Consider the following 23,584-nt stretch of genomic DNA (forward strand, 5'->3'; position numbering starts at 1 on the left):
ATGACGGGTTTACTCGAACTGAAGGAGCGGTTAATCCGCTTTTTTGGAAAAAATGAAATATATGTGGTGCCGGTACTTAAGTTTATTCTGGCAACAGTGGTATTTCTACTGATCAATCAAAATATTGGCTATATGACCAGACTGGCCGGACTTCCGGTAACACTGGTACTGGCACTGTTATGTGCGGTTCTTCCGGTCAACGCTATCCTGTTGTTTGCGTTCATTCTGATTGCTGCACATTTATTTGCACTGTCTATGGATGTATGCGTGGTAGGACTGATTCTTATGCTGGTTATCGCACTGCTGTATTTACGGTTTTCACCAAAAGATGGTTATTATGCAGTGCTGACACCGATAACATTTACATTACATATCCCGTATATCATGCCGATTTCAGCAGGACTGTTACGGACACCGGCATCTGCTGCATCTATTGTGAGCGGAACTGTGATGTTTTATTTCCTGAAGGGAATAAAGGAAAATGAGGCAGTATTAAGTGCGGTGGAAGAGGACAGCAATGCGGCTTCAAAAATGGTGGTAGCAATCAACCAGCTGCTGGGTAATAAGGAAATGTATCTGGTACTGGCAACTTTTATTGTGATTTTACTGGTGGTTTATGTAGTGCGCCGCCTGTCCATAGATCATGCATGGACAGTGGCGTCACTGGCTGGCATTCTGATTGGACTTACTGTGCTGATCAGCGGTTTTGTAATGCTGGGCATCAAGGGACGAATCGTCTGGATTATTGTAGGAAGCGTAATTTCTACGGTGATTGCATTGATACAGCAGTTCCTGTTCTTTAACCTGGATTATAGCAGGACAGAACGGGTACAGTTTGAGGATGATGAATATTACTATTATGTAAAAGCGGTACCGAAGATTTATGTTACAACCAAGGAGAAAAAGGTAAAACGTATCGCAGCCAAGGATGAGGAAAAAGAACGTATTTCCCGCAAAGCATTGGCAGAGGAAATGGATATAGACGAAGATTTGCTGAAATAAGACAGAGAGGAAGTGGAACAGGTGCAGTCATTTTTGACAGTGTTGGAAAATTTTAAAGAAAATTATCTGGCGTGGGTAAGCGTTTTGAACATTACGGTATCAAAGACTGATATTGTAGAAATGCTTATTATTGCGTTCCTGTTTTATCACGTCCTGAAATGGATTAAGGATACACGGGCATGGATGCTGTTAAAAGGAATTCTTGTGATTTTAGCGTTTGTACTTGTGGCAGCAATCTTCCAGATGAATACAATTCTCTGGATAGCAGAGAAGACGATTAATGTAGCGATTATTGCAATCGTTGTTATCTTCCAGCCGGAGCTCCGGAAAGCACTGGAAGAATTGGGACGAAAGAAATTTATTTCATCCCTCTTTTCTTTTGATTTTGGAAAAAACGGAGTGGAACGTTTCAATGACCATACGATTGGAGAACTGGTAAAGGCAAGCTATGAGATGGGTAAGGTGAAGACCGGAGCCCTAATTGTAGTGGAAAATGAAATTATGCTGACAGAATACGAAAGAACCGGTATTGCACTGGATTCCCTGGTATCAAGCCAGCTTCTGATTAATATATTTGAAAAGAACACTCCGTTACATGACGGAGCTATTATTGTACGTGGGGACAGGGTTGTCTCTGCAACCTGTTATCTGCCACTGTCTGACAGCCTGGAACTGAGCAAGGATCTGGGAACCAGACATCGTGCGGCAGTTGGAATTAGTGAAGTGAGTGATTCTCTTACAATTGTGGTATCAGAGGAAACCGGAAAGGTTTCTATTGCGATGGGTGGACAGCTGTACCGTAATGTGGATGCGGAGTTTCTGCGCAGCAAACTGAAATTTCTCCAGAGCAGCAATATCGAACCAAAGCGCTTCCAATTACTGAAGAGGAGGTTACGCAATGTTAAAAAAGCTGACAAAACTGGTGACGAATAATTTTGGACTGAAGGTTGCAGCATTATTCTTCTCTGTTGTGCTGTGGCTCGTTGTTGTCAACATTGATGATCCGACACAGGCGAAGAACTTTACCACGTCTATTACGATAACCAATTCGGATTATATGACACAGCAGGGCAAATACTTTGAAGCAAAGGACAGTAATCTGCAGGTAACCTTTAAGGTTTCTACTGTGCGTTCTGTTATGAAGAACTTGAGCAATACTGACTTCCGGGCAGTAGCAGATATGGAAAATGTTGAGCAGGTAGACGGTGTATACCGGGTACCGATTGAGATAACTGCAACACGATATGCGTCTGCGGTGAACTTCCAGGGCAAAACACAGTATATGGAAGTAAATGTAGAAGATCTGATGCTGTCACAGTTTTCTATTAAGGCAAAAACAGTAGGAGATGCAGCTGAGAATTATGCAGTGGGAGATGTGCGGGTATCTCCGAACATCTTAAAAGTAACCGGACCGGAATCGGTGGTGAATCAGATTGATCATGTAGAAGCAACCATTGATGTAACAGGTGCATCCGCAGACTTGACGGATAGTGTAGTTCCGGTTGTATATAATGCAAACGGTGAGGCGGTAGACACCTCAAAGCTGAATTTTAATATTGATAAAGTGACAATTTCGGCTACGATACTTAATATCCGTAACCTTTCAGTAGAAATTGAACCGAGTGGAACGGTTGCAGATGGATTTGTATGCACCGGAGTGACGATTAATCCGAATAAGATAGCGATAAAGGGAACACCGGAAGCACTGAACGCAGCCGGAAGTATTGTGATTCCGTCAGACCAGCTGGATATCAGCGATGCAACTGGCAATGTAGTGAAGACAATTAATATTTCTTCTTATCTGCCGGATGATGTAGAGGTGGTCGATGCTGACAATCTGAATGTTGAAGTAACCGCAGTGGTGGAGCAGATTGTGTCAGAATCTTATAGCGTACCGGTTGAAAACATTGCAATTCAGAATCTGAAAGAGGGTTATGAAGCAGCCTTTGCAGAGAGTACAGTTACGATAACTTTAAAGGGACTGCGTAATGATCTGGATAAACTTATGGCAGACAGTATTAAGGGAAATGTAAATGCAGCAGGACTGGCAGAAGGCAATCATACCGTAACAGTTACCCTGGAGCTGGATGACAGCTTATATTCGGTAAATGGAACACAGACTGCAGTGATAACCATAACAAAGAAATCAGAAGACACATCAGATACTACAAATACTGGAAATGACAATGGAACCCATACGGGTTCGAATGGTGGTACAGAAACGGGAACGGGCAGTACCAATGGAAATAATACGAATAATGGAAATTCGGAGGAAGATTAGAAAATGAGCAGAATGTTTGGAACAGATGGTGTAAGAGGTGTTGCAGGAGCGGAGCTGACCATTGAACTGGCAACAAAGCTTGGGCAGGCAGGTGCCTATGTGCTGACGAAAGAGCAGGAACATCAGCCGACATTAATTGTAGGATGTGATACAAGAATTTCAGGTGGAATGCTTGCCAATGCACTGATGGCAGGAATCTGTTCTGTAGGAGCCAATGCAATCTATGTAGGGGTAATGCCGACACCGGCGATTGCCTATCTGACCAGAAAACATAAAGTAGATGCAGGCGTTGTGATTTCCGCATCCCATAATCCGATGGAATTTAACGGAATCAAATTCTTTAATGGAGACGGATATAAGCTGTCTGATGCGTTGGAGGATGAAATCGAAGAGCTGATCCGCAATAATATGAAAGATGTTGTACTGCCGATTGGATCCGGTGTGGGAAGAATTGACTATCGTTTTGATTTGCGTGATGAATATGTGAAATTTATGAAGAAATGTGTGCCGGTTGATTTGACCGGTATGAAGATTGTGATAGACTGTGCAGAGGGTGCATCCTACTATACATCGGTTAAGACATTAAAAGACCTGGGTGCAGATCTGGTTGCTATCCATACGAAGCCGGATGGAACCAATATCAATGCCAACTGCGGTTCCACCCATATGGAAGAACTTCAGGCAAGGGTTGTTTATGAAAAAGCAGACGTTGGTCTTGCATTTGATGGCGATGCTGACCGTATGCTTGCGGTAGATGAAAAAGGTAACCTGGTGGATGGCGACCAGCTTATGGCAATCTGTGGATGCCATATGAAGAAGAAAGGAACTTTGAAGAAAAATACCATTGTAGTAACCGTTATGACCAATCTTGGCTTCAGTCTGATGGGAGAGCGGGAAGGCATCCATGTAGAGAAAACCAAGGTCGGAGACAGATATGTCCTTGAAAATATGCTGGAGAATGGCTATAATATCGGGGGTGAGCAGTCCGGACATATTATATTTTTAGATGATAATACAACCGGTGACGGACTTCTTTCCGGACTTCATTTATTACAGGTAATGAAGGAAACCGGCAGGAAATTATCTGAGCTGGCAGAGGTGATGGAAGTATTGCCGCAGGCACTTGTGAATGCCAAAGTGCCGAATCACAAGAAAGAAAAATTCATGGAATATACTGAGATTGCAGAGGCAATCAAGGCATTGGAAGAGAAATTCAATGGGGAAGGAAGGGTACTGATTCGTCCATCCGGAACCGAGCCGCTGGTAAGAGTTATGATTGAGGGAAAGAACCAGAGCGAGATTGAAGAAGAAGCACAGAAGCTGGCTGAATTAATTACCAACACAATGCTGTAATCAGGAGGGGAATAGAAATGGTAAGTCAGAAAGTTAAAATAAAGAATCCAACAGGATTACATTTGCGTCCGGCAGGAATACTCTGCAAGGAAGCAATGCAGTATAAATCGTTAGTAACATTTCATTATCGCGGAAATACTGCTAATGCCAAAAGTGTTTTAAGCGTACTGGGTGCGTGCATCAAATTTGGAGATGAAATCGAATTCGTCTGCGAAGGTGATGATGAGGACGAAGCATTAAAGGCAATGGTAGAAGCCGTAGAAAGTGGATTAGGAGAATAAAAGATGAAGAAGATATTGGTAACTGGATGCAATGGACAGTTAGGAAGAGCTATTCGTAAGGAATATGCAGCAAGTGATGTGGAATTTATCAACACAGATGTAGTAGAAGGAGAAGGAGTTGTCTCTCTTGATATTACTGATGTAGATGCAGTACTGAAGCTGGTACGTGCAGAGAAACCGGATGTTATCATCAACTGCGCCGCACATACCAATGTAGACAAGTGTGAGGAACAGTGGGATCTTGCATATAAGATTAATGCAATCGGACCAAGAAACTTAAGTATTGCAGCAACCGAAGCAGATGCAAAAATGATTCATGTATCTACGGATTATGTTTTTGAAGGAAATGGGACAAGACCATACACAGAGTTTGATGCACCAAATCCGGTAAGTGCTTATGGAAAGACTAAGTTAGAGGGTGAAAACTTTGTAAAGGAATTTGCAAAGAAACATTTTATCTTAAGAACAGCATGGCTTTATGGGGATGGAAAGAACTTTGTCAAGACAATGCTGGCATTGGCAGAGAACCATGATGAATTAAATGTAGTCTGTGATCAGGTGGGAACACCTACCAGTGCAGTGGAATTAGCAAAAATGATTCATTATCTGGAAAGCACAGAGAATTATGGAACCTTCCATGCAACCTGTGAAGGAGATACCAACTGGGCGGATTTCGCAGAAGCAATCTTCAAAAGAGCAGGAAAGAATGTAAAAGTAAATCATGTAACCAGTAAGCAGTACAAAGAGATGAATCCGGCATCCGCTAACAGACCGGCATACTCTATCTTGGAGGATTATATGATTAAGCTTACCAGTGACTTTGTAATGGCAGACTGGCAGGATGCACTGGATGTCTATATGAAAGAACTGTTGGGATAATAGGTGAAAAAATGGAACCATTAGTAAGCGTATGTATTCCGGCATATAATAATGCGGAATACATTAAAGATACGATTGATTCAATTTTAAATCAGACATATCAGAATATAGAGCTTGTAATTGTGGATGATAATTCAAAAGATAATACTTATGAACTGATTCAGGAAATCGGGGATGAGAGGATTAAGCTTTATCATAATGATAAGAATCTTGGAATGTCAGGAAACTGGAACCGCTGTCTTTCCTTATGCACCGGTAAATATGCAAAGCTTGTCTGTGCAGATGATATTTTATCACCGGATGCATTGAAGCGGGAAGTAGATGCTTTAGAGGCAAATCCTACAGCAGTGATTGCAGAAAGTGATACCAAGCTGATTGATTTAAATGGAAAAGGAAAAGGCTTTTATAAACGCTATAAGAAGAGCGGACTGGTAGATGGAAAAGAAATCTGCCGGAAGGGCTTCTTTTCACAGGATTATTTCGGAGCACCACAGGCAAATACTTTCCGGAGAGATGTGGCAGAGAAAATCGGAGGATTTGATACAGATTATACCTATATCTTAGACTATGATTTCTTTGTTTCCCTGGCATGTGAAGGCGATGTTTATATCATACACGAACCACTGAATTTCTTCCGTGTGCGAAAAGGTTCAAATACTGGAGAAGTTATGGGGGGCAACAAGGAAAAAACAAAAGTATATGTAGAGGAACATCTGCATTTACTGGAGAAAAACAAAGAACGCTTGAAACTGACACCGAAAGATATCAGACGCAGTGTTATGATTCGCAAGTTCCGCTGTTTTGCGGCATCTGTATATCTGAAACTGTTTGTGCATAAATAAGCGAAAGGGGACTAAAATGGATAAAATTGCAGTATTGATTCCCTGCTATAACGAGAGTAAAACAATCGTAAAGGTAGTAGAGGATTTTAAACGGGTAATTCCGGAAGCTGTTATTTATGTATATGATAATAATTCCAATGATGGAACGGACGAGCTCGCAAGAAGTGCCGGTGCGGTCGTACGTTATGAATATCAGCAGGGAAAAGGAAATGTTATTCGAAGAATGTTCCGTGAAATTGATGCGGAATGTTATATCATGACAGATGGAGATGATACCTATCCGGCAGAATCAGCACCGGAGATGATTAAACAGGTGCTAGAGCATGGAGCAGACATGGTAGTAGGAGACAGACTTTCTTCTACTTATTTCCAGGAAAATACCAGACCATTCCACAATTTTGGTAATTCCCTGGTGCGTAAATCTATCAATCTTTTCTTCCACACGGATATTAAAGATATTATGACAGGTTATCGAGCGTTCAGTTATCAGTTTGTAAAATCATTCCCGGTATTATCCAAGGGATTTGAAATTGAAACAGAAATGAGCATTCATGCAGCAGATAAGAATATGCAGGTAGACAATGTGATTATTGAGTACCGTGACAGACCGGAGGGAAGTGTATCCAAGCTGAATACCTATTCAGATGGATTTAAGGTACTGCGTACCATTGCAAGACTGTACCGGACCTATAAGCCAATGTCATTCTTTGGCATTATTGCATTTATACTGGCTGCTCTTGGAGTTGGTTTCCTGATACCGGTATTGGTAGTATATGCAAAGACCGGAATGGTGCCGAACTTCCCGACTTTATTTGCTTGCTGTTTTACGATATTGGCAGCAACCCAGGCATTCTTCTCGGGACTTATCCTGCAGACCATTGGACAGAAGAACCGGCAGGATTTTGAAATGGAACTGCAGGCAATCGAAGAGAGAAAGAAAAGACTGGATAAAGAATAGAACTGTTAAATTATGTACAAAAATGTGCACAAACTTCTAAAAAGTTGACAAATAAATGAGGACTGTGTCATAATAAAACGATTTTTAAATCAGGAGGAGAATAAGATGAGAACTTATTTAGTAACTGGAGGAGCCGGATTTATTGGTTCAAACTACATTCACTACATGTTTCGTAAATACGACAATGAGATTCGTATTATCAATGTAGACGCATTAACTTATGCAGGAAACTTGGAAAATTTAAAAGACATCGAGAACAGAGACAACTATACATTTGTAAAAGCAGATATTACAGACAAAGAAGCAATCCGCAAAGTGTTTGCAGAAAATGACATTGACCGCGTGGTACATTTCGCGGCAGAGAGTCATGTTGACCGTAGTATCAAAAACCCTGAAGTATTCGTTCATACAAATGTAATGGGTACTGCAGTTATGTTAAACTGTGCAAAAGAAGCATGGGAACTTCCGGATGGAAGCTTCAAGGAAGGTAAGAAATTCCTTCACGTATCCACAGACGAAGTATATGGTTCCCTTCCGGATGATGGAAAGAGCTTCTTCTATGAGACAACACCATATCAGCCACACAGCCCATACTCTGCAAGTAAGGCATCTTCTGATATGTTAGTAAAATCTTATATTGATACTTATCATTTCCCAGCAAATATTACCAATACATCCAATAACTACGGACCTTACCAGTTCCCGGAGAAACTGATTCCGTTAATCATCAACAATGCTTTACACGGAAAGAAACTCCCGGTATATGGTGATGGAATGAACATCCGTGACTGGTTATATGTAGATGACCATGCAAAGGGAATCGATATGGTTCAGGAGCAGGGACGTCTTGGACAGACTTATAACATCGGTGGGCACAATGAGAAACGTAACATCGAAATCATCAACATTATTATTGAAACTTTACAGGAGATTCTTCCGGATGATGATCCAAGAAAAGCAAATGTAAGCAAAGATTTAATCACTTACGTAGAAGACCGTAAAGGACATGACAGACGTTATGCAATCGCTCCGGACAAAATCAAAGCTGAGATTGGCTGGGAGCCGGAGACCATGTTCAAAGATGGTATCAAGAAGACAATCGCTTGGTATCTTGAGCATGAAGACTGGATGAACAATGTAACCAGTGGTGACTACCAGAAATATTATGCAGATATGTATAAAGATAAATAAATAGAAGTATAGAAAGAGAAGCGGATAGGAAAATACAAGACCTGTCCGCTTTTTTGTGCGTTTTCGCCAGTATTTCCATGGGTACTACAGAAATTATTAAGGAAAATATGGATGAAAAATACGATGTAATATGTTATAATTAAATGATTTATTAGGTGAAAGAATGCGTTGGAGAACGTAAACAATATGATTAAGGAGGATTTTTCCATGAAAGGTATTATTTTAGCCGGAGGTTCCGGAACAAGACTTTATCCATTAACCAAGGCAGTATCCAAGCAGATTATGCCGGTATATGACAAACCAATGATTTATTATCCATTATCCACACTGATGCTGGCAGGAATCCGTGAGGTACTGGTTATCTCTACACCAAGAGACCTTCCGGTATTTGAGGAGTTATTAGGAGATGGAAGCCAGCTGGGAATGTCTTTCTCTTATGCAGTGCAGGAACAGCCAAGAGGACTTGCAGATGCATTTATCATCGGTGAGAAATTCATTGGCAATGATGCAGTGGCATTGGTATTAGGCGATAATATTTTCTATGGACAGAGTTTCTCTAAAGTGCTTCGCAGTGCAGCAGAGCGTACAGAGAGCCAGCCGGGAGCAACCATTTTCGGATATTATGTAAAAGATCCAAGAGAATACGGTGTAGTAGAATTTGATGAGAATGGTAAAGCATTGTCAATTGAAGAAAAACCGGCTCAGCCAAAATCCAATTATGCAGTTCCGGGACTCTATTTCTATGACAATGATGTAGTAGAGATTGCCAAGAATGTAAAACCATCTGCAAGAGGTGAAATTGAAATTACAAGTGTTAATAATGAATATCTGAACCGCGGAACCCTTCAGGTTGAGACCTTAGGAAGAGGATTTGCATGGTTAGATACCGGAAACCATGACATGCTTCTTGATGCAGCGGACTTCGTAGCAGCATTCCAGAAACGTCAGGGATTATATATTTCCTGTATCGAAGAGATTGCATACAAGAGAGGATTCATCGATAAAGCACAGTTAGAGAAGCTGGCGCAGCCATTACTTAAGACTGCATATGGTCAGTATCTGATGGATGTTGCTAACGGATTATAAAATAGAGTTGGGTATTATTGTAGAAAAGCGAGGAAGAGAAAAATGGGAAAAATTAAAGTAACAAACGACTGTAATGGAATCAAAGGATTAAAAGTAATTGAACCTGCAGTATTCGGAGATGCAAGAGGATACTTTATGGAGACCTATAACTATAATGATTTCAAGGAAGCGGGAATTGACTGCGAATTCGTACAGGATAACCAGTCTGCATCCAAGAAAGGTGTACTTCGTGGACTTCATTTCCAGTTAAACTATCCACAGGACAAGCTGGTGCGTGTAGTAAACGGTGAAGTATTTGACGTCGCAGTTGACTTAAGAGAAGGTTCTGAAACCTTTGGAAAATGGTTTGGAGTTACTTTGTCTGCTGAGAACAAGAAACAGTTCTTCATTCCAAAGGATTTTGCACACGGATTTATCGTATTAAGTGATTATGCAGAATTCTGCTATAAAGTTACTGATTTCTATCATCCAAACGATGAGGGCGGACTTCTGTGGAATGACCCTGACATCGGAGTAGAATGGCCAATGCCGGAAGGAATGACAGAGGCAGATTTGATTTTATCCGACAAAGATAAAGTATGGCATGGCATCAAGGCATATGCAGAGAATAAGAATAACTGCAGGAAAGACTGATAGACAGTTGAAGTAACATAAGGAGTAAATGATATGTCTAAGAAGAGACTCGCAGCCAGCCTGCTGGTGGTACTGTTTGGTATATTGGCGAACATCCTGGTTTTCAGATATGAACCGGCTTTAAGTGAGAAGAAGGTTACGGTAAAGGTAACACTTACATCCGATGAAGAAAATTATATGGAGATGTTCTATCTGACAGACGGACAGAAAATGCCGGATGATTTCAAGGCAGAACAAAGCAGCGGAGTGAATTATAAAAAAGCTGGAACAGAGAAAACGTTAGAATATACCGTGTCGGCAGATGCTTCATATCTTCGCTTTGATTTGGGAAGCGGAGCATCCGAGACAACTATTTCCGGCATAACCGTTGAAAGTAATGGAAAAACTGCGGTAATAGATCAGAATGTTTTTTCAGAAACAGTGCGTCTGCAGGAAGTAAAACAGAATAATGTTTCGGACGGTATTGCCCTGACAGCAGAAAAAGAGGATCCTTATCTGGTATGGAATACAGAGAACTGGGGAATTGCGAAGCTGGTAAAGGACAGCCTGTGGCTTCGGTATCTTCTGGTTAAAATCCTTGCGTGTGTTGTATTAGATATCATTCTTATTGTTGCATTAAAAGCAGGTAAAAAGCTGATTGTTCTTCCGAAAGAAGTGTATCAGAACAGAAAGCTGCTCTGGAATTTGTCAAAGAATGATTTTAAAACTAAATTTGCAGGTTCCTACCTTGGTATTATCTGGGCATTTATACAGCCGATTGTAACGGTAGTGGTATACTGGTTCGTATTTGAAAAGGGATTAAAGGCTGGCGGAATCAACACCAGAGCCGGAATTGATGTTCCGTTTGTACTCTGGCTGGTTGCAGGTCTGGTGCCTTGGTTCTTCTTCCAGGATGCATTAAATGGTGGAACCAATGCACTGATTGAATACAGCTATCTGGTTAAGAAGGTTGTATTTAAGATAAGTATTCTCCCAATTGTGAAAGTAGTATCTGCACTGTTTGTACATGTATTCTTCGTAGTATTTACGCTGGTGCTGTATAGTGCATATCACTATTATCCGGATTTATATACATTGCAGATTGTGTATTATACCTTTGCCATGTTTATTATGGTATTGGGAATCGTGTATGCAACCTGTGCGATTGTAATCTTTTTCCGTGATTTAACACAGGTGATTAACATTGTTCTGCAGGTTGGGATGTGGATGACACCGATTATGTGGAACATTGATACCATGGAATTATCTCCAGTGCTGATTACCATATTCAAACTGAATCCGATGTACTATATTGTGGCAGGATACCGGGATGCGTTGATTAATAAGGCGTGGTTCTGGGAAAATGCCCCACTGACTTTATACTTCTGGCTTCTGACAGCAGTATTATTCGGTATCGGAACCATGATATTTAAGCGGTTGAAGATTCATTTTGCAGATGTATTATAGGAAGGCATAGGATATGAGCGAAGTAGCAATTAGAGTAGATGATGTAAGTAAATTATATAAGCTTTACGATAAACCTTCAGACAGACTGAAGGAATCGTTAGGCTTGACACGAAAGAAATTATATAAGGAACATTATGCACTGCATAATGTTTCTTTTGATGTAAAAAGAGGAGAAACCGTTGGCATAATCGGAACCAACGGCTCCGGAAAATCTACGATTCTTAAGATTATTACCGGAGTCTTGAATCCATCCGGTGGTCATGTAGAGATTGATGGAAGAATTTCTGCACTGTTGGAGCTGGGTGCAGGCTTCAATATGGAATATACCGGAATTGAGAATATCTACCTTAATGGAACCATGATTGGTTTTTCCAGGGAAGAGATTGATGCAAAGATGCAGGATATTCTTGATTTTGCAGATATCGGTGACTTTGTGCATCAGCCGGTCAAGACATATTCCAGTGGTATGTTTGTGCGGCTGGCATTTGCGGTAGCGATTAATATTGACCCGGAAATTCTGATTGTCGATGAGGCGTTGTCGGTAGGAGACGTATTCTTTCAGGCAAAATGCTACAAGAAATTTGAAGATTTTAAGAAAATGGGAAAAACCATCCTTTTTGTCAGCCATGATCTGGGCAGCATCAGCAAATACTGTGACCGTGTTGTACTTTTAAACAGAGGAAAGAAGCTGGCAGAGGGTACACCAAAAGAAATGGTAAGCATGTATAAGCGAATCATGGTCAATCAGGATAAGGCGGAGGAAATCGCAGCACACCAGATGGACATGAGCTCCTTGGAAGAAGATGATGAAAAGGAAATCAAAGAGGCTGCCTGCGAAGGACAGTGGAAGAATCATTACAATCTGAATCCGGATGTGGATGAATATGGCAATGGTGCCGCTGAAATTGAAGACTTTGCCATAATAGATGAGAATGGTAATTATACCAATGCAATTGTAAAAGGAACACGATTCCGGCTGAAATCCAAAGTAAAATTTAAACAGGATGTTCATGATCCGATATTTACCTATACCTTTAAAAATATACAGGGTGTGGCAATAACCGGAACCAATACCATGTATGAGAAGAAGGATGTTCCATTGGCAAAAGAAGGGGAGACTTATGTTGCAACCTTTGAGCAGGATATGTTCCTGCAGGGAGGCGAATACTTATTGTCCATGAGCTGTACCGGATATCGTGACGGTGAGTTCCAGGTATACCACAGATTATATGATGTATGCAATGTGACGGTGGTTTCAGATAAAAATACCGTAGGTTTTTATGATATGAATTCTGTTACAACAGTGGAGAAGATAGAAGAGTAAGAGAAAGTTGTAGGGTCAGGATTTGAATATAGTAGAAAAGGTAGGAAAAAATAATACTGAAAACCAGAAAATGAAAGAACTGCTCAAAATAGTGCAGCAATATACTGAGGATGATTTTCAGAAAATTATATCTGAAAAGAAGGACTTCTTTTTTCTATATCATCTTTCGCCTATGCGAAGAAATATTCTGGAATGGTATCCTTTTAAGAAAGATGCAAAAGTATTAGAAATAGATGCAGAATGCGGGGCTGTTACAGGATGTATTGCTGATAAAGTATTACAGGTGACAAGTCTTGAAAACAATGATTTGCAAAGACAGATAAATGAATGCAGAAATAGTAAAAAAGAAAATCTCAGAGTGTTTACAGGAACATATGATAAAATGGAAAATGAGTTAGAGAGAGATTATGATTATATTGTAATGGTCGGCTCATTTTCGAAAGCACCTGATTATTTTGCTGATGAAAAACCATATCATACATTTATAAAAAGTGCATTTAATCATCTGAAAGACGGTGGAGAAATACTAATAGCGTGTGATAATCGTATAGGAATGAAGTATTGGTCAGGTTGTCAGGAAGAATTATATTCTGATTATTTTATTGGAATACAGGACTATATAGGTTTTGATAACCATAAGATGAGAAACTTTTCAAAAAAAGAAATAGAGAATATATTACAGGAAATAAGCAATCTGGAATATAAATTTTATTATCCATATCCGGATTATAAGTTTCCGATGGCAATATATTCTGATGAATATCTGCCTAAGAAGGCGGAATTAAGTATGAATATAAGAAATTTTGACAGAAGCCGTCTGCTTTTATTTGATGAGACAAAAGCATTCGATGGAATTATTGGTGCCGGACTTTTCCCGGAGTTTTCCAATTCTTTTTTGCTTAGGATAAAAAAAGGAGACTAAAAGAGAATGGATAAAATTCTTTTTGTTAAATATTCTAATGATAGAGCCAATCAATTCGCCATTTGTACAGAGATTTTTGCAAATGGGGATAAGAAGCTTTTAAAAAAAAGAGCGACAACGGAGAGCGCAAGAGAACATATAAAAAATATAGCATCATATTATGCACCTTTAAAAAGACAATTTGAAGGAGCCCTTAATGTTGCCGGATGCCAAAAAGAGTATAATGAAATAAACTTTGAGATGGTAGAGGGGAATGGATTAGATAAAATTATTGACTCATATTTTGAAAAAAATGAGATGGACAAAGTTTTTCAAATCATATCAGAGTTTGCTCAAAAAATATATGGATTAAAAGATAAGGATGTATTTACAATTACACCCTCTTTTGAAAAAGTTTTTGGTATGGTGCATTTTGAAGAAACACAGTATGCTTTAAAAATAACAGATATTGATATGCTGTTTGATAATATTATCGTAAAGGATAATAACTGGACAGTTATTGATTATGAGTGGAGCTTTCAATTTCCTATACCGGTAAAATTTGTTGTATATCGTACATTGGCTTATTGGTATGCCCGCCTGGAAAATAGAAGAAATATGGAACAGGATTTTTTGATGGAAATGGTTGGAATAACTACACAAGAACAGATTCAATTTGCAAAAATGGAAAAGAAATTTCAACAGTATATCATGGATGATAATATTCCATTACGCGATATGCCGAAAATGATGAACCATAAAACTGTAGATTTAAATCACATCCTTTCCGCAGTTGAACTTGAAGAAACTATGCAGGTATTCTATGGAAAGGATAGAAATTTTAAAGAAGAAAATTCTTACTTTAAAAAAGTGCAGGAATTAGAAGATGGAAACCTGAAGGTGAAAGTAGAAATTCCAGAGGGAATGCAGCAACTCCGACTAGATCCGGTTGAGGAGCCATGTATCATTAGCATAGAACATATTTATAATGCACAGGGCGAAGAAAAAGAAAAGATAGAAACAAATGGTGTTGAACTCTCCAATAAGATTTTTTTCTTTGAAACGAGTGATCCGCAGATTTTATTGCAGGCAAGAGAAGAAGATGGATGCTTAAATATCGTTTATAGAAAAATAAATTTAAATGCTTTTTCAAAAGATATCGTTCATAATATAGATTTTATCATTAGGAATGAGAGAGAAAAGAATCGACTGGGACAAGCTGCATTACAATTAGAAGTAGAAGAAAGAAAGAACAAAGAAGCTTTATTGAAGAACCAAATAGAGATAAATAATGAACTGTCAAAAAACAATGAGAATTTAAAACTTGAAAAGGAAAATTTAAATTCCCAGATAGAACAATATAAAGAAATGTATGAAGCAATCATAAATTCAAGGTCATGGAAAATAACAAAACCTATCCGTGATATGGCAGATAAAATGAAAAGGGTTAAGAAAAAATGATAAGAGAACATGTTGCAATTGAAGAAAAAGAATATATTTATAGTATTGATAAAATTTGTTGCTATGTCAATGATGATAATAGGGCATATTTACAAATTGTAGGTTGGGCATTTCTTAAAAGTGGCAAAAACAAAAATTTGCAGGTTTATATAAATAATAAGCAAACTGAAATGTATATGAAATATATAGACAGAGCAGATGTCCAAAAAATGTATAAAGACTATAATATTAACTTAAATTCCGGCTTTGTAATAGATGTGGAATTTGAGGTGGAGAATCAGAACGAGTGCAATATAGGTATTGGATATGAAAGTGGACAAATATTGTTTGAGGCAAATTTAAAGGAATATATGGAATTCGAGGTAGAGCCTGAAATCAAGTATTATATCGAGCAAACCGTATATAATAATGAAATTATATCTATTGATGGCTGGGGATTTACCACATCAGTTATTGATATGCAGAAAATAGACAGTGTACCAGTAGAGTTGAGCGTTATAAATGAAGATGGTCAGCAGGAAACGATTATGTTGAAAAGAAAGTATCGGGCTGATGTAAATGAAAATTTTGGGTTAGAGAAAAGTAAAAAAGAATTTGGATTTGAGGTAAAGTGGAAAAATACGCAAAAAAATAAAGGCATTTATACTGTTGTTTTAAAAGGCGGAAAAACTTCTGAAAAATTTATTGTGGAATGCAATAAATTAGTAGATCAGGCCAGGGAAGAAAACAGAAAATATGAAAATTTTTTCGATATGTTAAAGAATAGAGATGAAGAATTGTTCATAGATGATTGGCATTATCTGGTAAACTTTGGATGGAAGAAGTATTGTGACAGAATAAAAAAGCGGTTTCAGGATACAGAAGAGGTTTATAATGTCTGGAGAAAAAAATATATCCCGAATGCCAGAAAATTGAAAAAGCAGAGGGCAGAAAAGCTGGATTATGAACCATGTATCAGTATTATAGTGCCTACATATAAAACACCGGAAAAATTCTTGAAAGAGATGATTGATTCCGTAAGAAATCAGAGCTATGAAAACTGGGAATTGTGCATTGGAGATGGCAGCGTTACAGAGGATACCGTTAAAAATGTTGTTGAAAGTTATCAGAAAAAGGATAAGCGGATAAAGATGCTTTGCCTTTCAGAAAATCTCGGAATAGCAGGAAATACCAATGCGGCGTTGTCTATCGCAACGGGAGATTATATGGCATTACTGGATCATGATGATATACTGGCACCAGATGCACTTTATGAAGTCGTAAAATGGATGAATGAGCATTATAAAGATGAAACAGATGTCATTTATACCGATGAAGATAAAGTTTCTTTTGATTTAAAGGATTATTTTGAACCTCATTTCAAATCAGATTATAATTTGGATTTGATTCGGAGTAATAACTATATCTGCCATTTATTTGTGGCTAGAAAAAGTATTGTGGACCAGGTGGGTGGTTTCCGAAAAGAATATGACGGTTCACAGGATTATGATTTTATATTGCGTTGTATAGAACAAAGCAAGCATGTAGAACATGTTCCGAAAGTATTGTATCATTGGCGTTGTCATCCGGGCTCAACAGCAGCAAATCAGGAAAGCAAAATGTATTGTTATGAAGCTGGAAAAAGAGCAATAGAAGACCACTTAAAACGCATGGGAGAGGATGACTGTCAGGTTGTAATGACAGAGCACCTAGGATTTTATCATGTGATATATCCAATACGTGAACAGAAGAAAGTATCAATTATTATACCGAATAAAGACCAGAAAGAAATACTGGAGCGTTGCATAGAGTCGGTTATACAGAAAACAGATTACAAAAATTACGAGATTATTATTGTAGAGAATAATAGTACAACAAATGAAATATTTGAATATTATAAAACAATAGAGCAGCGTGAAAATATTCGGGTTGTAATATGGAAGGACAAGTTTAATTATTCTGCAATAAATAATTTTGGAGTAAGGTATGCGAATGGAGAGTACCTTCTGTTTTTGAATAATGATATAGAAGTAATCAGGGAAAACTGGTTGAGTGAAATGCTTGCAAATGTTCAACGTAAAGAAGTTGGAATCGTAGGAGCAAAATTGCTTTATCCGGACAATATGGTGCAGCATGCCGGTGTTATTATTGGCATGGGTGGAATTGCCGGGCATCCTTTATCCAGACATCCGGCAGATGATTGTGGTTATTTCGCAAGAGGAATTATCCAGCAGAATCTGAATGCTGTAACAGCAGCGTGTATGCTCACGAAAAAAGAAGTTTATGAGAAAGTGAAGGGATTTGAAGAAAAGCTGGCAGTGGCTTTTAATGATATCGATTTATGCCTGAAAGTAAGAAAAGCGGGCTATTTAATCGTATATGATCCAGAAGCGTTATTGTATCACCATGAGTCTATTTCCAGAGGAAAGGAAGATACTTTGGAAAAACGTAATCGTTTTGAGGGAGAAGTAGATTATATGGCGAAAAAATGGAAAGATGTTTTAGAAAAAGGTGACGAGTATTACAATCCTAATTTAAGCTTGTTATCCGGAAATTTTGAACTGAAGAAAGAATCGGAGATGCAATGAAGAGAAAAGTAAAGAAAAGAGTGCAAAGGTTATTAACATTAGTGCTGGCAGCATGTTTCATGATGGCACAACCGACAGAAGCTACGCAGGTAGTAAATGGAGTCAATTCTACCATAAATACATATTATGACGGTGGATACAGTATTATGGGACCGACAACGGTTACCATTGGACAGATGATTAATTATTATCAGGCAAATCAGGCTTATCCGGCATTTTACGCCAATACGGATGCACCAAATATTTATGTATTCTGCATGATGTATATGGAAGAATGTAATGCCGAGGGCGTCCGTGCCGAGGTGGCATTCGCGCAGGCAATGAAGGAAACAGGATTTCTCCGTTACAGAGGAGATGTCCATATTGAGCAGTTTAACTTTGCAGGACTTGGTGCTACCGGTAATGGCAATCCGGGTAACAGCTTTCCAACCGTTCGTATGGGAATCCGTGCCCAGGTGCAGCATTTAAAAGCATATGCGACATCAGAACCATTGAATCAGGAAGTCGTAGACCCGCGTTACAGCCTTGTAAATAAAGGCAGTGCACCATATGTAGAATGGCTTGGCAAACATGAGAATCCAACGGGAATCGGCTGGGCAACTGCATGGGGCTACGGAAACAGTATTGTCAATGATTATATTGCAAGAATGCGGAATTATTCTACCTATTCCACCTGGTATCAGGGAGTGAACTATGAGGCAGTATACAATCCGGATTATTATATGTTACATAATCCGGATGTGGCAGCAGCCTGTGGCGGAAGTTCCGACAGTCTGCTTTCCCATTTTCTGAATTATGGAATGAAGGAAGGACGGCAGGGAATTGTATATTTTGATGTAAATTCTTATAAACGCCGGTACAAGGATCTTCGAATGGCTTTTGGGAATGACCTCAAATCATATTATCTTCATTATGTATATTATGGACAGAGTGAACACAGAATTGCATCCGGACCGGTTGACAACTTTGATGCGGTAACGGTTTATAATGGAGTGGATTATTCTCCTGTCTATGATTATAATTATTATGTAAATAAGTATCCGGATATCCGGGCAGCCTTTGGAGATGATGATATGGCAGTTCTTGCTCACTTTGTAAATTATGGAATGAGCGAAGGACGGCAGGGTAATGAGGCATTTGATATAAATTCTTATCGGAATGCGTATTCTGATCTTAGGGCAGCTTTTGGAATGGATTTAAAGCAGTATTATCTGCATTATCTATATGCCGGCAAATCGGAAAAACGTGTAACCAGTGGCGTAACAGAACTGGTTAATCCGTTGACTGTATATAATGGGGTAGATTATTCTTCTGTATATGATTATAATTATTATATCAATTTATATCCGGATATAAGAGCAGCCTTTGGAAATGATGACAGAGCAGTCCTTGCACATTTTATAAATTATGGAATGACAGAAGGAAGAAGAGGAAACGCAGCCTTTGATGTAGCCGCTTATCGTAATAAGTATGCGGATCTGCAGCAGGCATTCGGAAATGACTGGAAGGGGTATTATGGACATTATGTTCAATATGGAAGAGCAGAAGGCAGATAAGAAAGCGATGTAGATGAAATGGGCAATATGAAGAGTAGAAAACGAGCAGCAATTCTTATTTTGATAAGTGCATTATGCTTAAGTGGATGTGGAAAAGAAGTACATGAAACTGCATTTACAGACAGTATTGCACCGGAAGATTATGGCTTGGAAATGGAGACAGTTCCTATTTCTATAGATGGAGTAAAGGGAAGTTATGTTTTTCTTTATATGACAGATGACCAGGCAATCTTTGAAGATAGAGAAGACTTAGGTTGGTTTGGAAATACAGAAACGAGGGCTTTTCGTGATGAGAATGGGATACCATCTGGAGAAAATATAGAACATTGGATACAGTATGCCAATGACAGTAAAGTCGATGCATTTCTTACCGGCGGAGACATGATTGATTATGGTTCTGCAGAAAACATACAGACCGTTCAGAAAAAAATGTCAGAGCTTACGATGCCATACTTATATACCTACGGAAATCATGATTCCTATATTCCGTGGGAGAATACCTTTGCGGATACGGATGAAACATTCCTTAAAGTATTTAAAGATAACAACTGCGAGTTCCAGAGCCTTGATATGGGAGAGTTCTATGTTGCTTCTATCCGGAATTATCAGGTAGATGGAATTGCACAGATTTCAGCAGAAGCTCTAGAGGGCTTTCAAAGCTTATATAAAAAGGGAAAACCGATTATTTTAATCTGTCATGTTCCAATTTATACAGCCGGGGCAGAAGATTTGAGGAAGACACTTCAAAATGAGTATGGAGAACTGGTTGTGCAGTATGATGCCGGTGATTTTGGAACAGTAAATAAATCGCTTCTTTTAGGAGAAGATTGTGGCTATGAATTAACGCCGGAAACAGAAGAATTTTTAAACCTGCTGACTGCAGATAACAGTCCGGTGGTAGCAGTTCTGGCGGGACATCTGCATGCCGGATGGAGTGGAAATCTGACAGATAAGATATATGAGTATGTTGGACAGCCTGCTTTTTTAAATCAAGGGGCATTAGTTAAGGTACAAGGAAGTGAGTAGAAAGGATTGGGATAGATTTATGGAATGGATGATACAATGGACAGATAAAAAGAAAGAGAAAGTTGCAGTTGGTCTGGCGGTTCTGCTCTGCTTTATTGTACATCTCCTTACAAGCACACAGTTTACTGGCTGGTTCTCAGGTGATGTATATGGGTATCTTTCCCATGCAGCAACGTTCACTGGAAGAAACTGGTCAGGCGTATTGAGAAATGCAAGTTCTTTTTATTCATGGGGATATAGTGCCTTGCTGGCAATTCCGATGGCATTTAGCAGCAATATAATAACAGTCTATCGGGTGGCAATGCTTTTCAATGTGCTGATAAGCTGTGGAGTACTGCTTTTGTGTTATAGTATTGCAAAAATGTTGGCGCAGGATGTAAATAAGTACCTGTTACTCTTATGTGCAACAGCAGTATCACTTTATACCAGTTATATTTTCCAGGGAGCAGTTATGCTATCGGAGATGTGGCTTTATTTCTTTGTACTATTAAGTATTTATTTTGTGCTTAAATATTTAAAAACATATGCTATACGGTGGGGAATCTGCGCAGGGTTGGCAGTTGGATACACTTATATTATTCATAACCGTTCATTGGCAGTTGTGATTGCTTATGCAATAGTTGTGCTGGCACGAAGTATCCGGCAGAAAGATTGGAAGAGCTTGCTGATTCTTCTGTTGCCGCTGGCATTTATGCTTGCACTGAATCAGGGAGTATTGCAGTACCTGAATGTGCATGAGAAACAAGGACGTTCTTATACATATAATACATATGCAAGTCAAGCACAAAATGTTGGAAGCAAAGTTAATTTTTATTTTTTGATTTCCGGAATACAATGTATATTGGGAGAAATTTGGTATGCAATAATAGGGTCATTTGGCATTGTTTTGATTGGAATTTGCAGTGGAATAAAAACGTACATTAAAGAAAAAAAAGAAAAGAATGATTTGAAATATTTCTATGTATTTGTTGGACTGGCATTGGTCGGAACAGAGATGGTTTCAGTTTTAGATTTGGCATTAGCAAAGGTACCGCTTGATACATTGAGATATGATGTTTACATATATGGAAGATACTGGGAAACAGTATTTGCTTTCTTTTTGCTGCTAGGAATGATAGAATGTTGTAGAGGCATTGAAAGAAAAACCTGGATAGCGATTATTTCAGGTAGCGTTGTATTGTCTGTTTTTGTAGAATATATGACGAGGATATATCAGAATAATGCATTTAATTATTGGGCAATCCCAGCAGTGTTATTGCCATATTTCTCGACACAGAATCGCTTTACAGTAATGCAAAGCAGTATTGTTGGAATTACGTTTATGATATTTATTGCAGTCATATATTATAATTATAAAAAAATGGGAAAAATCGCTTTGATAGGCATATGGACTGGTATGTGTGTATTTAGTGGATATAATGCAAATTATCATGTAGCGGAATTGTATAAGGATACACCAAATGTCATTAATATGCCGCTTTATGAGACTCAGTTTCAAGTAGCGTGTGATTATTTGAATGAGAATGGAATAGAAGAGTTTGCTGTGTGTGCAACAGATGGTTATCGTGCAGTTGCTTTCCAGATAAAATTTATGGAAGCAAAAGTTACTGGAATCACGGAAGGTGAGCTGGATGAAATAGAAAGTGGAAAGACATATGTTGTGGATAAAATGGCGTGGGCAGAACCAATGGAAGGTACCGTGTTATATGAAAATGAAAATTATTACATTATAAGAAAAAAATAAAGTGAGGAACTAAAAGATGAAACTGATTATACAGATTCCCTGTTATAATGAAGCAGAGACACTTGAGGTAGCATTAAATGATTTACCAAAACATATTGATGGAATTGATAAAATAGAGTATCTGATTATCAATGATGGAAGTAAAGACAACACCGTTGAAGTAGCAAGAAATTGGGGCGTGCATTATATTGTGAGCTTTAAGAGAAATAAAGGACTTGCAAAGGGGTTTATGGCAGGTCTTAACGAATGCCTGAAACATGGAGCAGACATAATAGTGAATACGGATGCGGATAATCAGTATTGCGGTGAAGATATAGAGAAACTCGTAAGACCTATTATTGATAAAAAAGCAGATATAGTCATAGGGGAAAGACCTATTGATCAGACAAAACATTTTTCGCCGCTTAAAAAGAAATTACAGCATTTTGGCAGCTGGGTTGTGCGTAAGGCTTCTAATTCAGATATACCAGATGCACCATCTGGATTCAGGGCATATAGCAGAGAAGCAGCGCTTAAGATGAATGTAGTGAATGAATATACATATACACTGGAAACAATTGTACAGGCTGGGCGTGGTAAGATTGCCATGACATCAGTGCCGATACGTACGAATGCTGAACTGAGACCGTCAAGACTGTTCAGCAGTATGTTTGGTTATATAAAGAAATCCATGCTTACAATAATCAGAGCTTATATGATGTATAAACCATTGATGGCATTTACTACACTTTCTACAATTCCTATTTTAGGTGGAATTATATTGGGAATCAGATATATTGTTAGATTAGTGAACGGTGTAGGAGGAGGAAATGTACAATCGTTGATTTTATGTGCTATGCTTATCATTATAGGGGTACAAACTTTTGTAATGGGTATGCTTGCTGATGTAATATCTGCAAATAGAAAAATAATGCAGGATGTACAATATAAGGTAAGAAAAATGTACTATTCTTCTGATGCATGCATGGATAATACATTTGATGAGGCAAAAGATGAGGCTCCATTATCATAAAGAAAATTTTATTTATGCATAGGATTATGTATTTAATCTAA

General features: G+C 38.6%; 20 protein-coding genes. All 20 read left to right on the forward strand.

Annotation, left to right across the window (positions count from 1 at the left end):
• Positions 1-1,002, forward strand: coding sequence for a hypothetical protein (locus DWV68_RS01635; protein ID WP_117698437.1), 1,002 nt, complete (start codon positions 1-3; stop codon positions 1,000-1,002).
• 21 nt (positions 1,003-1,023) lie between these two features.
• On the forward strand, positions 1,024-1,935 hold the full coding sequence (gene cdaA / locus DWV68_RS01640) for a diadenylate cyclase CdaA (protein ID WP_330414758.1): 912 nt from the start codon (positions 1,024-1,026) through the stop codon (positions 1,933-1,935).
• Positions 1,901-3,283, forward strand: coding sequence for a CdaR family protein (locus DWV68_RS01645; protein ID WP_118664862.1), 1,383 nt, complete (start codon positions 1,901-1,903; stop codon positions 3,281-3,283). Before cdaA ends, DWV68_RS01645 begins: the two co-directional genes overlap by 35 nt.
• A 3-nt stretch (positions 3,284-3,286) precedes the next feature.
• Complete coding sequence (glmM, locus tag DWV68_RS01650; protein WP_022244508.1) at positions 3,287-4,636, forward strand: phosphoglucosamine mutase; 1,350 nt, start codon at positions 3,287-3,289, stop codon at positions 4,634-4,636.
• 17 nt (positions 4,637-4,653) lie between these two features.
• Positions 4,654-4,917, forward strand: coding sequence for an HPr family phosphocarrier protein (locus tag DWV68_RS01655; protein ID WP_022244507.1), 264 nt, complete (start codon positions 4,654-4,656; stop codon positions 4,915-4,917).
• Positions 4,918-4,920: 3 nt separating this feature from the next.
• A complete protein-coding gene (rfbD, locus tag DWV68_RS01660; protein ID WP_117842152.1) occupies positions 4,921-5,796 on the forward strand; it encodes a dTDP-4-dehydrorhamnose reductase in 876 nt (291 codons plus the stop codon).
• A gap of 11 nt (positions 5,797-5,807) precedes the next feature.
• Positions 5,808-6,638 (forward strand): glycosyltransferase family 2 protein, encoded by an 831-nt coding sequence (locus tag DWV68_RS01665; protein ID WP_117842153.1) that lies wholly within the window; start codon positions 5,808-5,810, stop codon positions 6,636-6,638.
• Positions 6,639-6,654: 16 nt separating this feature from the next.
• On the forward strand, positions 6,655-7,596 hold the full coding sequence (locus DWV68_RS01670; protein ID WP_118639076.1) for a glycosyltransferase family 2 protein: 942 nt from the start codon (positions 6,655-6,657) through the stop codon (positions 7,594-7,596).
• Between the two features lie 105 nt (positions 7,597-7,701).
• Positions 7,702-8,787 carry a dTDP-glucose 4,6-dehydratase gene (rfbB, locus tag DWV68_RS01675; protein WP_022244503.1) on the forward strand — a complete coding sequence of 362 codons (1,086 nt, stop codon included), beginning with the start codon at positions 7,702-7,704 and terminating at the stop codon, positions 8,785-8,787.
• 207 nt (positions 8,788-8,994) lie between these two features.
• Positions 8,995-9,873 (forward strand): glucose-1-phosphate thymidylyltransferase RfbA, encoded by an 879-nt coding sequence (gene rfbA, locus DWV68_RS01680; RefSeq protein WP_118639077.1) that lies wholly within the window; start codon positions 8,995-8,997, stop codon positions 9,871-9,873.
• A gap of 42 nt (positions 9,874-9,915) precedes the next feature.
• The gene (gene rfbC, locus DWV68_RS01685; protein WP_118639078.1) at positions 9,916-10,506 is read left to right on the forward strand and encodes a dTDP-4-dehydrorhamnose 3,5-epimerase; all 591 of its coding nucleotides are present in this window, start codon (positions 9,916-9,918) and stop codon (positions 10,504-10,506) included.
• A gap of 33 nt (positions 10,507-10,539) precedes the next feature.
• Positions 10,540-11,952, forward strand: a complete 1,413-nt coding sequence (locus DWV68_RS01690; protein WP_243089418.1) for an ABC transporter permease — start codon at positions 10,540-10,542, stop codon at positions 11,950-11,952.
• Between the two features lie 13 nt (positions 11,953-11,965).
• A complete protein-coding gene (locus DWV68_RS01695; protein WP_118177098.1) occupies positions 11,966-13,276 on the forward strand; it encodes an ABC transporter ATP-binding protein in 1,311 nt (436 codons plus the stop codon).
• A 22-nt stretch (positions 13,277-13,298) separates the two neighbouring features.
• On the forward strand, positions 13,299-14,198 hold the full coding sequence (locus DWV68_RS01700) for a class I SAM-dependent methyltransferase (RefSeq protein ID WP_118056506.1): 900 nt from the start codon (positions 13,299-13,301) through the stop codon (positions 14,196-14,198).
• Positions 14,199-14,204: 6 nt separating this feature from the next.
• A complete protein-coding gene (locus DWV68_RS01705; protein ID WP_118056505.1) occupies positions 14,205-15,638 on the forward strand; it encodes a hypothetical protein in 1,434 nt (477 codons plus the stop codon).
• 209 nt (positions 15,639-15,847) lie between these two features.
• Positions 15,848-18,205 carry a glycosyltransferase family 2 protein gene (locus DWV68_RS01710; RefSeq protein WP_197420791.1) on the forward strand — a complete coding sequence of 786 codons (2,358 nt, stop codon included), beginning with the start codon at positions 15,848-15,850 and terminating at the stop codon, positions 18,203-18,205.
• Complete coding sequence (locus DWV68_RS01715) at positions 18,202-19,761, forward strand: glucosaminidase domain-containing protein (protein WP_118664866.1); 1,560 nt, start codon at positions 18,202-18,204, stop codon at positions 19,759-19,761. Before DWV68_RS01710 ends, DWV68_RS01715 begins: the two co-directional genes overlap by 4 nt.
• A 27-nt stretch (positions 19,762-19,788) precedes the next feature.
• Complete coding sequence (locus DWV68_RS01720) at positions 19,789-20,787, forward strand: metallophosphoesterase family protein (RefSeq protein ID WP_197420792.1); 999 nt, start codon at positions 19,789-19,791, stop codon at positions 20,785-20,787.
• Entirely contained in the window at positions 20,780-22,531 is a 1,752-nt protein-coding gene (locus tag DWV68_RS01725; protein WP_147404526.1) for a hypothetical protein, read from the forward strand. The genes DWV68_RS01720 and DWV68_RS01725 overlap by 8 nt, the downstream gene beginning before the upstream one ends.
• Positions 22,532-22,547: 16 nt before the next feature.
• Entirely contained in the window at positions 22,548-23,543 is a 996-nt protein-coding gene (locus DWV68_RS01730) for a glycosyltransferase family 2 protein (RefSeq protein ID WP_118056500.1), read from the forward strand.
• The last annotated feature ends 41 nt before the right edge of the window (positions 23,544-23,584 follow it).

The organism is Roseburia sp. AF12-17LB (assembly GCF_003479605.1).
Taxonomy (GTDB): Bacteria; Bacillota; Clostridia; order Lachnospirales; family Lachnospiraceae; genus Roseburia_C; species Roseburia_C amylophila.

Bases quoted from the DNA above. Each gene is read 5' to 3' on its own strand.
- DWV68_RS01635 (WP_117698437.1), top strand. From the start codon at position 1: ATGACGGGTTTACTCGAACTGAAGGAGCGGTTAATCCGCTTTTTTGGA.
- DWV68_RS01645 (WP_118664862.1), top strand. From the start codon at position 1,901: ATGTTAAAAAAGCTGACAAAACTGGTGACGAATAATTTTGGACTGAAG.
- glmM (WP_022244508.1), top strand. From the start codon at position 3,287: ATGAGCAGAATGTTTGGAACAGATGGTGTAAGAGGTGTTGCAGGAGCG.
- DWV68_RS01655 (WP_022244507.1), top strand. From the start codon at position 4,654: ATGGTAAGTCAGAAAGTTAAAATAAAGAATCCAACAGGATTACATTTG.
- rfbD (WP_117842152.1), top strand. From the start codon at position 4,921: ATGAAGAAGATATTGGTAACTGGATGCAATGGACAGTTAGGAAGAGCT.
- DWV68_RS01665 (WP_117842153.1), top strand. From the start codon at position 5,808: ATGGAACCATTAGTAAGCGTATGTATTCCGGCATATAATAATGCGGAA.
- DWV68_RS01670 (WP_118639076.1), top strand. From the start codon at position 6,655: ATGGATAAAATTGCAGTATTGATTCCCTGCTATAACGAGAGTAAAACA.
- rfbB (WP_022244503.1), top strand. From the start codon at position 7,702: ATGAGAACTTATTTAGTAACTGGAGGAGCCGGATTTATTGGTTCAAAC.
- rfbA (WP_118639077.1), top strand. From the start codon at position 8,995: ATGAAAGGTATTATTTTAGCCGGAGGTTCCGGAACAAGACTTTATCCA.
- rfbC (WP_118639078.1), top strand. From the start codon at position 9,916: ATGGGAAAAATTAAAGTAACAAACGACTGTAATGGAATCAAAGGATTA.
- DWV68_RS01690 (WP_243089418.1), top strand. From the start codon at position 10,540: ATGTCTAAGAAGAGACTCGCAGCCAGCCTGCTGGTGGTACTGTTTGGT.
- DWV68_RS01695 (WP_118177098.1), top strand. From the start codon at position 11,966: ATGAGCGAAGTAGCAATTAGAGTAGATGATGTAAGTAAATTATATAAG.
- DWV68_RS01705 (WP_118056505.1), top strand. From the start codon at position 14,205: ATGGATAAAATTCTTTTTGTTAAATATTCTAATGATAGAGCCAATCAA.
- DWV68_RS01710 (WP_197420791.1), top strand. From the start codon at position 15,848: ATGTATAAAGACTATAATATTAACTTAAATTCCGGCTTTGTAATAGAT.
- DWV68_RS01715 (WP_118664866.1), top strand. From the start codon at position 18,202: ATGAAGAGAAAAGTAAAGAAAAGAGTGCAAAGGTTATTAACATTAGTG.
- DWV68_RS01720 (WP_197420792.1), top strand. From the start codon at position 19,789: ATGAAGAGTAGAAAACGAGCAGCAATTCTTATTTTGATAAGTGCATTA.
- DWV68_RS01730 (WP_118056500.1), top strand. From the start codon at position 22,548: ATGAAACTGATTATACAGATTCCCTGTTATAATGAAGCAGAGACACTT.